Here is a 12,622-nt window from a genome sequence, read left to right on the forward strand (position 1 = left end):
TCAGGCGCCGTCGCCCGGTGCTTGCGCACCGGTGTCGTCCGGCACCCGCGAGGCGGGCACCGCGGGACGAGTGGTCGGTGCCGGCACGGTCGCCGGCCCGGCGTCGTCGACGGGTGGTGCGGCGGCCGGGGCGAGTGGGTCCGCCGTCCGGGTGGCGACCGACCAGACATCCCGCTCCGGCGCCGGCTGAGAATCATGCCCGGTACGGGTGGCATCGCGCCACACGTGGTCGTCGCCGACTGCGGTGGACGGGTCGCTCGGGGCTGGCTGCGGGAGCACGTCGTCGGTGCTCGCGGCGGGCGCCGACGATGGCGGGACGTTCGACTCGGCTGCCGGCTCGGATGGGCTCGTCGCGGGCGGCTCCACCGGGGAGAACGCGCGGAGCAGGCTGGCGACGCCTGCCGCGAGGTCACCGGCGCCGGTCGCGAGGCGTTCGGCGAATTCGGGACTAGGGTCGCGTAACGCGGCGATGCCACGACAGACCGGGCAGACGCAGCATTCGGCCGAACCGGTGGCGAAAGCACCGCCGGCGCCGGGGCGCCCGTCCGGGCCCGCACTGTGACCGAGGACACCGGCGAGCACCCCGCCCAACGAGCTGAATGCGCCACTGGCCGAGCCCGCGGAGGCCAGTCGCGCCCCTGCGAGCAGGGTGGCGACCAGCCGCTCCGCCTCTTCCCGGGCTGAACCCGGATCCGTTCCGCCCACCGTCGGCTCCTCTACCGTGCCACCGGACACGTCACTGCGCCGCACCGGTTGCTTCTACCCGGCGCTTGAGCTGCTTCAACGCGGTGTCCATGATCATCTTCTCGGCCTTGCGCCGAAACATCCCGAGCATCCCCACCGACAGGTCGACCTCCAGCGTGTAGGTCACCGTGGTGCTGCCATCCGGGTTACCCACCAGGTCGTACGAACCACGCTGGCTCTTCTGCATCTTCGAGGGGGCGACCAGGTGCCACTCGATCCGGGACAGGTCCTCGGCGTACTCGTAGGCGAGCACGTAGTCGTCGGCCATCACCCCGGCGTCGATCGTGAAGTGCACCTGACTGGCGTAGCCGTCCTCGTACTCCTCGACGACCTCGGCCTGACGCACGGCGTCGGTCCACTCCGGGTAGCGCGCGAAGTCGCAAATGACCGCCGTCACCTGATCCGGTGCGGCGCCGATGATGATCGACTGGGTGGAGGAGTCCGCCATGGGGGGAGGCTACCCGCATCCTGCCTGACCCACCGGGACCGCCCGCCGGGTAGGTTTCGACACAACCGACGCCCACGGTGGCCGCCGGCCCCCGCCAGTGCGAGCACGAAGGAGTGCAGGTGCGCGAGTTCTCCGTCCCGCCGATCGTCACCGTTGGCGATGCGGCCAACCTCACCGATCCGGTCTGGGACAACGCCGAGGTCGCGCCCGACGCCGTCCAGTTCGCCCGCCCCACCCCCGGCGCCGGCGGCACCACCACCGCCTGGACGGAGGTGACCTGCCTGCAGTTCCGTGACGAGGTGGCCGCCGTCGCCCGCGGGCTGATCGCCGCCGGCATCGAACCGGGCGTCCGGGTCGGGCTGATGAGTCGCACCCGCTACGAGTGGACGCTGCTGGACTACGCCATCTGGACCGTCGGCGCGGTCACCGTGCCGATCTACGAGACGTCCAGCGCCGAGCAGGCCGCGTGGATCCTCGAGGACTCCAACGCGGTCGCCGTCGTGGTGGAGACCGACGCGCACGCCGCCCTGGTCGCCGGCGTCCGGCACCGGCTGCCCGAGCTGGGCCAGGTCTGGCAGATCGACCTCGGCGCGGTCGACGAGCTGGTCGCGACCGGCGCCACGGTCGAGCTGGCCGAGGTCGAGCGTCGGCGCAAGGCGGTCCGCGCCCACGACCTGGCCACGATCATCTACACCAGTGGCACCACCGGCCGACCCAAGGGCTGCGTGCTCACCCACCGCAACATGTACACCGACATCGCCAACGCGGTGCCGGTGCTGCCGAACCTGTTCAACGCCGGCGCGTCCACTCTGCTGTTCCTCCCGCTGGCACACGGCTTCGCCCGGCTGATCCAGATCGGCCTCGTGCAGGCACGGGCCACCATGGCGCACTGCGCCGACACCAAGAACCTGGTCGCCGAGCTGCAGGCGTTCCGGCCGACCTTCGTGCTCTCCGTACCCCGGGTGTTCGAGAAGGTCTACAACGCGGCCAAGCAGAAGGCCGAGGCCGACGGCAAGGGCGGCATCTTCGCCCGCGCCGAGCAGGTCGCCATCGCGTACAGCGAGGCTCTGGAGACCCCCGGCGGGCCCGGCCTGGCGCTGCGCGCCCAGCACGTGGTCTTCGACCGGCTGGTCTACGGCAAGCTGCGCGCCGCGCTCGGCGGGCGGTGCCGGGACGCCATCTCCGGCGGCGCGCCGCTCGGCGCTCGGCTCGGTCACTTCTTCCGGGGCATCGGCGTGACGATCCTGGAGGGCTACGGCCTGACCGAGACCTCGCCCGCCGCCGCGGCGAACCTGCCCACCGGCACCCGGATCGGCACCGTCGGTCGTCCGCTGCCCGGCGTGACGATACGGATCGACGACGACGGCGAGATCCTGATCTCCGGCGACCTGGTCTTCCAGGGGTACTGGCGCAACGAGACGGCGACCGCCGAGGCGCTCAGCAGCGACGGCTGGTTCCGGACCGGCGACCTGGGCCAGCTCGACTCCGACGGCTACCTGAGCATCACCGGGCGCAAGAAGGAACTGATCGTCACCGCCAGCGGTAAGAACGTCGCCCCGGCGGTGCTGGAGGACCTGGTCCGGGCGCACCCGTTGATCAGCCAGTGCGTCGTAGTCGGCGACCAGAAGCCGTTCATCGCGGCGCTGGTCACCCTCGACGAGGAGGCGCTGCCGGCCTGGCTGGAGAGTGCCGGGTTGCCCGCCGACACCTCGGTCGAGCAACTACGCGAGCACGAGGCCCTGCGCAAGGAGATCCAGGCCGCGATCGACACCGCGAACCAGGCGGTCTCCAAGGCCGAGGCCATCAAGGTGTTCCGGGTCCTGCCCCGCGACTTCACCGAGTCGACCGGCGAGCTGACCCCGTCGCTCAAGGTCAAGCGTCAGGTCGTCCACAAGACGTACGCGGCGGAGATCGCCGATATCTACCGAGGCTGACTACCATCCGTCACGTGCCCGCATCCACAGCCACCGCACCGCACCCGCATCCCCTCGCCGCGGCCGCCCGCCTGGTGATGCTGGCGCTGATCGCCATCCTGACCCTGTTCGCCACCCGCGACGTCGCCCAGCTGTGGTGGATCGCGCTGTTGGCGGTGGCCGGGCTCCCGTCGCTGCTGGCCCCGCAGCACCGGCTGATCGCGCCGCTGAGTCGGGTCGCCGAGGTGGTGGTGCTGGGCCTGGCCGCGAGCCAGGTGGCCGCGGTGGCGTCGATCGGCGGCACGGTCGGCGGGCTCGGCGCCTCGGCGGTGCTGCCCTACCTGGCCGTCCCGGTGACCGTCACCGCGCTGCGCCGCCGCTTCCGTGAGGGCGCCGCCCTGCTCGCGGTCGCCGCCGCCACCCTGCTGGTCAGCGGCGCGCTGACCGAGGTCGGCGGACGGCTCCAGCTCGGCCAGGCGGGTTACCTCGCGGTCTGCGCGCAGTGGCTGATCCTGGCGGCCCTGGGCCTCTACGCCGCAGGCACGCTGCACCGGGTGATGGCGGTCCGCGGTGAGGGCAAACCCCAGCCGTACGCCGAGGCCACCCGGCTGCTGACCCAGCTGCGTACGGTGGCCCGGCAGCTGCCCGGGGCCACCCTGGACCCGGGCGGCATCTCCGAGCACCTGCTCGAGGAGCTGCGCACGGTGGCCCGGGCGGACCGGGGCGCGGTGCTGTCCGCCAGTGGCGGCGGTCGGCTCGTGGTGCTCGCCCAGGCCGGTGTCGACCGGGTGGACTGGGAGACGACGCTGGACGCGGACTCGGCGATCGCCGACGCCTGGGCCAGTCAGCAGGCACAGACCGCCGCGCGTTCGCAGTCCCGTTCGCACCGGGGCGCCGAGGTGTCCGCGCTGATCGTTCCGCTGGTCGCCGGGGTGCGCACGGTGGGGCTGGTGGTGCTGGAGGCGGACGTCGCGCACGCGTACCCACCGCCGGTGGTGTCCCGGGTGACCGCCCTGACCCGGCCGGCCGCACTGCGGCTGGAGGCGGCGCTGCTCTTCGACGAGGTGCGCTCGCTGGCCACCAACGAGGAGCGGCAGCGGCTGGCCCGGGAGATCCACGACGGGGTGGCACAGGAACTGGTGATGGTCGGCTACGGCATCGACAACGCCATGGCCACCGTCTTCGACGACGCCGACGAGACCGCCGAGGCCCTGCGTACACTGCGCGGCGAGGTGACCCGGGTGATCCAGGAGCTGCGGCTGAGCCTCTTCGAGCTGCGCAGTGAGGTGGACCGGCAGGGCGGGCTGGCGGCGGCGATCGCCGAGTACGCGCGCACCGTCGGTGCGTCCGGTGGGCTGCGGGTGCACCTCTCGCTGGACGAGTCCACGGCCCGGCTGCCGGCTGCCACCGAGGCCGAGTTGCTGCGCATCGCGCAGGAGGCGGTGACCAACGCGCGCAAGCACGCCGGAGCCTCGAATCTGTGGGTCACGTGCGAGGTCGACCCCCCGTACGCGCAAATAGAAGTGTCGGATGACGGTCAGGGGATGGCTGACCAGCGCCCCGACGGACGGTACGGTCTTGCGATCATGGCCGAGAGGGCGGAACGTATCCGGGGCCGGTTGGAGATCAGGCCACGGCAACCCAGCGGCACAACCGTGGCGGTGGTTGTTGGCACCTCGTCCCGCCGAGATAACGTGCGCGACAGCGCAGCACCAGAAGGGGAGTAACCCGAGGATGACCACAAGTCCGACACCGGCCACCCGCACCAAGGTCCTCCTTGTTGATGATCACGACCTGATTCGTAAGGGGCTGCGACACGCCTTCGAGCGCGACCGCCAGTTCGAGGTCGTCGGTGAGGCCGCCACGGCGGCAGAGGGCGTACGCCAGGCCGGCGCACTGCAGCCGGACGTGGTGATCATGGATCTGCGGCTGCCCGACGGCAGCGGCCTGGAGGCCACCCGCGCGCTGCGCAAGTCCAGCGCGTCGATGGGCATCGTGGTGCTGACCATGTACGCCGGCGACGACCAGCTCTTCGGCGCTCTGGAGGCCGGCGCGAGTGCCTTCGTGCCGAAGACCGCCCCGGCCGACGAGGTGGTGGCCGCCGCACGGCACGCCGCCTCCTCCCCCAGCGCGTTCACCGCCGCCGACCTGGCCGAGGCGATGAAGCGCCGGCTCGCCCCGTCCGGCCCGCAGTTGTCCCCCCGGGAGGGGCAGGTGCTGCGGCTGCTCGCCGACGGGATGAGCGTGGCGGGTATCGCCAAGCAGCTGTTCGTCAGCGAGTCCACGGCCAAGACCCACATCTCCAAGCTCTACGAGAAGCTCGGGGCGGCCAACCGGGCTCAGGCTCTGATGACCGCGCTGCGGCTCGGCCTGCTCGAGGCACCGGACGCGCCGAAGTTCTGAGCTGACCCCGCTCGTCGAGCGGGACATCACCACCGACGGTCCGCGCCGGCTTCCACTCCGGCGCGGACCGTCGCGCATCGACCGACGTCGGCGGGTAACCTTCCGGCGGGCTATGGTCTGGCGTGCGTGGCGGGTGCACAATACCCGCGCGGGCGACGTCGCCCGCCTCGCGGACTCGAGGGGTTAACGCATGCAGCGGCCGGACTGGGCACCCGACACCATCGACATCGAGCGCCCGAGTGTCGCGCGGATGTACGACTACTACCTCGGGGGCTCGCACAACTTCGCCGCCGACCGGGCTGCGGCGCAGGCGATGGTCGCGGCGGTGCCCGAGGCGCCGCTGATGGCGCAGGCCAACCGGGCGTTCCTGCGCCGGGCCGTGCACCACCTCGCCGAGGCCGGGATCCGGCAGTTCCTGGACATCGGCTCGGGCATTCCGACCGTCGGCAACGTGCACGAGATCGCCCAGCGGCTCGACCCGCAGTCACGGGTGGTCTATGTGGACGTCGACCCGGTGGCCGTGGCGCACAGCCGTGAGATCCTCGCCGGCAACGACCGGGCGGTGGTGGTGCAGGAGGACCTGCGGCACCCGGAGGCGATCCTGGCCCATCCCGACGTCCGCAAGCTGCTCGACCTGAGCCAGCCGGTGGCCGTGATGGTCGTGGCCGTCCTGCACTTCGTCTCCGACGACGACCGACCGGCGGAGCTGCTGCGGGTGCTGCGTGAGGCGTTGGCCCCCGGCAGCTACCTGGTGCTGTCGCAGGCCAGCGATGACGGGCGCAGCGATGACGAACGCGCCGAGGCGGAGCGGGTCTACCGGCGGACGGACAACCCTTTGTGGGTGCGCAGCCGCGCCGAGCTGACTGCGCTCTTCGACGGGTTCGAGCTGCTCGACCCCGGGGTGGTCTGGGTGCCCCAGTGGCGACCGGACTCTCCGGAGAGCGCGGAGGACGCCGAGCGCGCGGTCTTCATGGGCGGCGTCGGGCGACTCGGTGACTGAGCCGCCCGGGGCGAGCTCTCGCCCGGGCACGTTCGCCCGTGCCTGGGCGAAGGCGGTCTCCGGCACCAGCTACCTGCCGATGACCCAGGCGCAGCTGGAGTCCCTGCTGGACCGGCTCACCGGGCAACTGGCCGGCGCGTTGCTGACGGAGCCGTTCGACCTGCGTGCCGGGCACCGGGTCGGTGCCGAGCTGGTCGCCGCGCACATCGCCTCCGCGGAGGGGCTGGGTCGTACCGTCGAGGTCATCCAGCTCCGGTTGGTGCGCGACCTGGGTCTGGTGGCCGAGGACGTCGAGGACCGGATGGCCCGGCTGCTGGCGGCCGTGGCGACCGGCTACGCCCGCGCACTGCGCGACCGGACGCTCGACGAGCAGGAGTCGATCCGCCGGGCCGCGATGAGGGCCCGGACGCAGGCCGAGCGGGCGCTGCGCGCCAGCGAGGCCCGGTTCCGGCATCAGGCCACCCACGACCCGCTCACCGGTCTGCCCAACCGGACACTGTTCACCGAGCGGCTCACCGCCGCGCTCAACGAACCCGGCCGTGGAGCGCAGCGGGTCGGGGTGTGCTTCCTGGACCTGGACCGCTTCAAGGTCGTCAACGACACCCTGGGTCACCAGGTCGGCGATCGACTGCTGGTCACGGTGGCCGAACGGCTGTGCCGGGCCATGGGTGAGCACCTGGTGGCCCGACTCGGCGGGGACGAGTTCGTCATCCTGGTGGACCGCACCGGGGGCACCGACGACATGGTGACGGTGGCCGAGACGGCGCTGGCCGCGGTACGCACACCGGCGCTGGTCGACGGGCACGAGTTGCAGATTTCGGCGAGCATCGGCATCGTCGAACGCCAGGTGGCGGGAGCCAACCCCGGTGACCTGATGCGGGCCGCGGACAGCACCCTGCACTGGGCCAAGTCCGCCGGCGGGTCGCGCTGGGCGCTCTACGACGCCGAACGCAACCAACGCGAACTGGCCCGGTACGCGCTCTCCGCCGCCATCCCCGCCGCGTTGGAGCGGGGCGAGTTCTACCTCGACTACCAGCCGCTGACCTCACTGCGCGACGGCAGCCTGGTCGGCGTCGAGGCGCTGGTCCGTTGGCGCCACCCGGAGCTGGGGGTGCTGCGTCCGGACAGCTTCATCGGGTTGGCCGAGGAGACCGGCCTGATCGTCCAGCTGGGCGGGTGGGTGCTGGCCGAGGCCTGCCGCGAGGCGGAGGCGTGGTCGGCCGGTGGCGTCACCGCACCGTTCGTCAGCGTCAACCTGGCGGTACGGCAGGTGCACCGGCCCGGGTTGGTGCAGGAGGTCAGCGCGCTCCTGCGGCAGACCGGCCTGCCGCCGGAACGGCTCCAACTGGAGATCACCGAGAGCACGATGATGAGCAGCGCCGAGGAGCCGGTACGCGCCCTGCGGGTGCTGGCCGACCTCGGTGTGCGGATCGCCATCGACGACTTCGGCACCGGCTACAGCAATCTGGCGTACCTACGGGACCTGCCGGTGACCGAGCTGAAGGTCGCCGGGGAGTTCGTTGCCGGCCTGCGGTCGCCTTCGGTCGGCCGCACCGACGAGCGGATCCTCGCCTCACTGGTCTCGCTGGCGCACGCGCTGGACCTGACGGTCACCGCTGAGGGGGTGGAGACCGCCGGGCAGGCCGAGAGGCTGCGGGCGATCGGCTGCGACGCCGCTCAGGGCTGGCATTTCGGCCGCCCGGCCCCTGCCGACCGGATCCTGGCCCGCATCCGCTGAGCGCGCGGCCGGGTGACCAGTGCCCCGACAGTCGGTATACCTCAGAGTCATTTTCATGACACAGAGGTATATCGATCGGTGTGGCGAGGCCGCCCCGATGCGTCGACTGCGTCGACGCTCCGCGTCACCCTGCCGGCGCCAGGGAGTAGACAGCGTCTACGCCTGCCTGGTAGACACTGTCTATGAGCGACGAGGGTGGCGTGCGCGACCGGCTGGTGGCCGCCGGAGTCGACCTGGTGCTGAGCGAGGGCCAGGCGGCGGTGTCGCTACGGGAGATCGCCCGCCGCGCCGGGGTCTCACACGGCGCCCCGCGCCGCTACTTCCCCACCCACGTCGACCTGCTCTCCGCCATCGCCAGGGAGGGCTTCGACGACCTCACCGCCCGCGTCGAGCAGACGCTGCGCGACGTCGACCCGGACCCGCGTACCCGATTGGTCGCGCTGGCCCGGACGTACCTGGACTTCGCGGCGACCCACCGCGGCATGTTCGAGCTGATGTTCCGGCACGACCTGCTGGACAGCGGCCGGCTGCGGCTACGCGAGACGAGCCTGCCGCTGTTCGCCGTCCTGGCCGACCTGGTCGCCCAGGTCCGCCGGCCGACCGACGCACCCGCACCGGTGCTCGCCGGCGTGCTCTGGGCCAACCTGCACGGCATCGCCCAACTCTGGGCCTGGGGCAGCCTGCCCCTGGCCACCGGCGCACTCGACGACGAGGCCCTGCTGCGCGCCGCGCTCGACGCCCATCTCGGCCCGACGCTCGACTGAACCGCCCGCCCCCGGAGGACCTGTGCCCCTGCTGTACGACCTCATGAAGCTGACCGTCGGCACCACGCTGCGGCTGGCCTGGCGACCGCGCGTCGAAGGACTGGAGCACCTACCCCGACACGGTGGCGCGATCCTCGCCGGTAATCACCTCTCCGTCGCCGACGAACTGTTCCTGGCCAGCGCGACCCCTCGGCACGTCACCTTCTGGGCCAAGGCCGAGTACTTCACCGGCCGTGGCCCGGGCGGCTGGCTCAACCGGCGGATCGTCGCCGGCATGGGCGCCATCCGAGTCGACCGCGCCGACGGCCGGGCCGCGCTGCGCGCCCTCGACGCCGCCGTGCCGGTGCTGCGCGCCGGCGGTCTGGTCGCCGTCTACCCGGAGGGCACCCGCTCCCCGGACGGGCGGCTCTACCGGGGCCGCGTCGGAATGACCCGGCTGGCCCGCGACGCCGGGGTGCCGATCATCCCGGTCGGCGTGCTCGGCACCGCCGAGGTGCTGCCGGTCGACGCGCGGCTGCCCCGCCGACACCCGGTCACCCTGCGATTCGGCCCACCGATCCCGGTCGCCGAGCGCATCGAGGGGCCCCGCGACATCCGGAAGGTCACCGACGAGGTGATGGCGGCGATCCAGAAGCTCACCGGCCAGGAGTACGTGCCGCGCTACGCGCCACCCCGAGGGAGCACCGGCTGAGCGCGGGTGCCGATCAACCGGCGAGCAGCGCCGCCATCCGTTCCGCCTGCGCCTCCCAGCGCCACTCGCGCTCCACCCACGCCCGACCGGCGGCGCCCAGTTGGCGGGCCAGATCCCGGTCGGCGAGCAGCCGGGCGACCCGGTCGGCGAGCTGGGCGATGTCCCGCCCGCTTACGACGTAGCCGGTCTCCCCCTCGCGGACCGCGTCCGGGGCGCCCCCGGAGTCACCGGCCACCACCGGCAGGCCGGTCGCGGACGCCTCCAGGTAGACGATGCCGAGCCCCTCCACGTCGAGGCCCCGGTTGCGGGTGCGGCACGGCATCGCGTAGACGTCGCCGGCCGCGTAGTGCGCCGGCAACTCCGCCGACGGGACCGAGCCGGTGAACACGACGTCCCGCTCCACACCGGTCTGCCGGGCCAGCTTCTCCAGGGTCGCCCGGTACGGCCCGCCGCCGACGATCAACAGCGCCGCGTCGGGCACCCGCCGGCGGATCTCCGGAAGCGCCCGGATCAGCATGTCCTGACCCTTGCGCGGCACCAGCCGGGACACACAGACCACCACCGGCCGGTCGGTCAGACCGAGCCGGGCCCGGACCTGCTCACCGTCCACGGTCGGGTGGTAGGTGTCCACGTCGACCCCGGGCGCGAGCCGGCGCAACTCGGTCACCCCGCCCAGCACGCGGGCCAGCCGGCTACGGGTGTACTCGCCGAGGTAGGTGGTGACGTCCACGCCCCGACCGATACGCCGCAGCGCCGGCCGGGCGGCCGGCAGCGCCGCCCAACCAACCTCGTGGCCGTGGGTCAGCGCCACCACCCGGCGTACGCCGGCCCGCCGACGCAGACCGGCGGCGAGCAGCCCCAACGGAGCCGCCGCGCCGAACCACACCGTGTCGCAGTCGTACGCGCGAGCCAACCGCGCCGCCCGGCGGGCGATCAACGGGGTGGGCAACAGCACCTTGGTGCGCTCCCGGATCACCTCGAACGGCTGGTCGGCGTCGAACTTCGCGGCCCCGCGCCAACTCGACGCGTAGACGACCACCGAGCCAGCTGGTTGACGCACCGCGAGGTTGTGCACGAAGGACTGAATGCCGCCCGGGCGGGGCGGAAAATCGTTGGTGATCAGCAGCGTGCGGGTCATCGGCCGGCCTCCCGGGCGTACGCGCGGGCGGCGGCCATCCGCTCGACGGTGGACGGGTGCGAGGCCGAGTAGAGGTATTCCCAGCGCGGCGGGTCGGGGTCGCCGAGGTTGACCGAGCCGAGCCGGCGCTGCATCGACTCGAAGGCCTCCGGGTCACGGGTCAGCGCGAGCGCGTGCGCGTCGGCCCGCGCCTCCACCCGTCGCGACATCAGCGCCTGCACCGGTGCGGCGACCAACCCGGCCACCGTGACGAGGGCCAGCAGCAACGGGAAGGCGCGGGGTTGGGCGACCGCGTCGACGCCGGCCAGCCGCAGCAGCGGCCCCCACGAGCCGAGCAGGTAGAGCGCCACCACGGCCGCCGCGGCACCCAGTGCCCCGGTCAGCGTGCCGACCGTCACGTCGGAGTCCTTCGCGTGCCCCAACTCGTGCGCCACCACCGCGGTCACCTCCGCTGGAGTCGCCTCGCGCAGCAGCGTGTCGTAGACGACCACCCGGCGGGTCGGTCCGAGACCGGAGACGTACGCGTTGACCGCCTTGGTGCGGCGGGAGGCATCGGCGACCAGCACGTCGCGCACCGGCACCCCGTCGCGGGCGGCCATGCTCATCAGCTCGGTGCGCAGCGGGCCCTGCTCCATCGGGGTGAACTTGTTGAAGACCGGCTCCACCAGCACCGGCAGCACGAACGACAGCAGGATCACCAGCAGAGCCGCACCGGCCGCGCCGAACGCCCACCACCAGCGCGGCGCGAACCGGATGACCGCGTAGAAGCCGAACAGCGCCACCGCGCCGATCACCGCACTGACCGCGTACGACTTGAGCAGGTCGACCGCCCAGCCGCTCCAACCGTTGGTGCTCAGCCCGTAGCGGGTGAGCACGCTCTGGCGCCAGGCGGCGAACGGGAGTGTCACCAGGTCGGCGACGAGCACCACGGCCAGCCCGCCGAGCACCGCCTGGGCGGCCCAGTGCCCCCCGAACGGCCGGCTCACCAGCTCGACCAGGCGACTGCCCAGCGGGGTCAACCCGAGCGCGAGGGCGACCAGCAGCCCCACGGCCAGCGCGGCGTATCCGCCGGGGCGCAGCGCCGCCCGGAACTCCCGCCCCTTGGCCACCTGCTCGGCCGGCAGGTCCCGCAGCGCGGCGAGCTGGTCGGCGCGCGGGGCTGGCGGTCGGTGCCACGGAATGAACAGCGCGGCGATCACGACCAACACGACGGTCAACCCGGCCAGGGTCAGCAGGGCCCAGCCACGCGGAGTCACCGGAAACCCGCCGTCGTCGTCGACGGGCGGGCGTCACCGCAGCACCCGATGGGCCGGCCGTCGTCGCGTCGTACCCCGCTCATCTGGCCGCTCCTCCCGCCGTGAGCGCCCATCCTATGGCCCCCGGTGGCCCGCTCCGGGCGCGGTGTCGTGCTCCGGTGACCCCCAGGCCCGGAGGCGCGGGCGCCCGGCTCAGGCGACCCGTCCCCGAGCGCGATGTCGGGCGTCGCTGTGCCGACCGGGTGCGGCCAGCAGCTCGACGTCGCAGCCGGCCCGGGCGAGCACCTCGATCGCCTGGACCTCGGCGGCGACCAGCCCGGCCGCCGGGGACGTCTCGTCGAACAGGGCACTCACCAGACAGTCGGAACAGCCGTCATCCCGCCTCGCGCACCCGCCGCAGTCGATGAGCATCACGCCTCCTGATCGGCTCGCGACGCACGGTCGGCACGCTGTCGTCGCCGCCCGAGCACCGTCGGTCACATCGACGCTAACCACCGGGTACGACAGAAACCGCGCCCGACCGGCCG

Annotated in this window: 12 protein-coding genes; 7 read left to right on the top strand and 5 right to left on the bottom strand. The window is 72.8% G+C overall.

Going from position 1 to position 12,622, the window contains the following annotated elements:
• Both JOD64_RS06040 and JOD64_RS06045 read right to left on the bottom strand, forming a co-directional pair.
• Nucleotides 1-705, bottom strand: a complete 705-nt coding sequence (locus tag JOD64_RS06040; protein WP_204941328.1) for a hypothetical protein — start codon at nt 703-705, stop codon at nt 1-3.
• 31 nt (nt 706-736) lie between these two features.
• A complete protein-coding gene (locus tag JOD64_RS06045) occupies nt 737-1,192 on the bottom strand; it encodes an SRPBCC family protein (protein ID WP_204941329.1) in 456 nt (151 codons plus the stop codon).
• 119 nt (nt 1,193-1,311) lie between these two features.
• Here JOD64_RS06045 and JOD64_RS06050 point away from each other — a divergent pair, with 119 nt between their 5' ends.
• The 7 genes from JOD64_RS06050 (at nt 1,312) to JOD64_RS06080 (ending at nt 9,701) form a co-directional block, all read left to right on the top strand.
• The gene (locus JOD64_RS06050; protein WP_204941330.1) at nt 1,312-3,126 is read left to right on the top strand and encodes an AMP-dependent synthetase/ligase; all 1,815 of its coding nucleotides are present in this window, start codon (nt 1,312-1,314) and stop codon (nt 3,124-3,126) included.
• A gap of 14 nt (nt 3,127-3,140) precedes the next feature.
• A complete protein-coding gene (locus JOD64_RS06055) occupies nt 3,141-4,832 on the top strand; it encodes a GAF domain-containing sensor histidine kinase (protein ID WP_204941331.1) in 1,692 nt (563 codons plus the stop codon).
• Between the two features lie 7 nt (nt 4,833-4,839).
• The gene (locus JOD64_RS06060; protein ID WP_007072219.1) at nt 4,840-5,508 is read left to right on the top strand and encodes a response regulator transcription factor; all 669 of its coding nucleotides are present in this window, start codon (nt 4,840-4,842) and stop codon (nt 5,506-5,508) included.
• Nucleotides 5,509-5,698: 190 nt separating this feature from the next.
• On the top strand, nt 5,699-6,508 hold the full coding sequence (locus JOD64_RS06065; RefSeq protein WP_204941332.1) for an SAM-dependent methyltransferase: 810 nt from the start codon (nt 5,699-5,701) through the stop codon (nt 6,506-6,508).
• A 79-nt stretch (nt 6,509-6,587) separates the two neighbouring features.
• The gene (locus JOD64_RS06070; RefSeq protein ID WP_239560097.1) at nt 6,588-8,246 is read left to right on the top strand and encodes a putative bifunctional diguanylate cyclase/phosphodiesterase; all 1,659 of its coding nucleotides are present in this window, start codon (nt 6,588-6,590) and stop codon (nt 8,244-8,246) included.
• Nucleotides 8,247-8,428: 182 nt separating this feature from the next.
• Entirely contained in the window at nt 8,429-9,010 is a 582-nt protein-coding gene (locus JOD64_RS06075) for a TetR/AcrR family transcriptional regulator (RefSeq protein WP_204941334.1), read from the top strand.
• Nucleotides 9,011-9,032: 22 nt separating this feature from the next.
• A complete protein-coding gene (locus JOD64_RS06080; RefSeq protein ID WP_204941335.1) occupies nt 9,033-9,701 on the top strand; it encodes a lysophospholipid acyltransferase family protein in 669 nt (222 codons plus the stop codon).
• Between the two features lie 13 nt (nt 9,702-9,714).
• Here the strand turns inward: JOD64_RS06080 and JOD64_RS06085 are convergent, their stop codons facing one another.
• The 3 genes from JOD64_RS06085 to JOD64_RS06095 form a co-directional block, all read right to left on the bottom strand.
• Complete coding sequence (locus JOD64_RS06085; RefSeq protein WP_204941336.1) at nt 9,715-10,839, bottom strand: glycosyltransferase family 4 protein; 1,125 nt, start codon at nt 10,837-10,839, stop codon at nt 9,715-9,717.
• Nucleotides 10,836-12,095: a M48 family metallopeptidase gene (locus tag JOD64_RS06090; protein WP_204941337.1), complete on the bottom strand. Its 1,260-nt coding sequence runs from the start codon at nt 12,093-12,095 to the stop codon at nt 10,836-10,838. The genes JOD64_RS06085 and JOD64_RS06090 overlap by 4 nt, the downstream gene beginning before the upstream one ends.
• 192 nt (nt 12,096-12,287) lie before the next feature.
• The gene (locus JOD64_RS06095; protein WP_204941338.1) at nt 12,288-12,506 is read right to left on the bottom strand and encodes a hypothetical protein; all 219 of its coding nucleotides are present in this window, start codon (nt 12,504-12,506) and stop codon (nt 12,288-12,290) included.
• Nucleotides 12,507-12,622 lie beyond the last annotated feature (116 nt).

The organism is Micromonospora luteifusca (genome assembly GCF_016907275.1).
GTDB classification, from domain to species: domain Bacteria; phylum Actinomycetota; class Actinomycetes; order Mycobacteriales; family Micromonosporaceae; genus Micromonospora; species Micromonospora luteifusca.

Coding starts and splice junctions, on each gene's coding strand:
- JOD64_RS06045 (WP_204941329.1), bottom strand. CDS start 1,192: ATGGCGGACTCCTCCACCCAGTCGATCATCATCGGCGCCGCACCGGAT.
- JOD64_RS06060 (WP_007072219.1), top strand. CDS start 4,840: ATGACCACAAGTCCGACACCGGCCACCCGCACCAAGGTCCTCCTTGTT.
- JOD64_RS06065 (WP_204941332.1), top strand. CDS start 5,699: ATGCAGCGGCCGGACTGGGCACCCGACACCATCGACATCGAGCGCCCG.
- JOD64_RS06070 (WP_239560097.1), top strand. CDS start 6,588: ATGACCCAGGCGCAGCTGGAGTCCCTGCTGGACCGGCTCACCGGGCAA.
- JOD64_RS06075 (WP_204941334.1), top strand. CDS start 8,429: ATGAGCGACGAGGGTGGCGTGCGCGACCGGCTGGTGGCCGCCGGAGTC.
- JOD64_RS06085 (WP_204941336.1), bottom strand. CDS start 10,839: ATGACCCGCACGCTGCTGATCACCAACGATTTTCCGCCCCGCCCGGGC.
- JOD64_RS06095 (WP_204941338.1), bottom strand. CDS start 12,506: ATGCTCATCGACTGCGGCGGGTGCGCGAGGCGGGATGACGGCTGTTCC.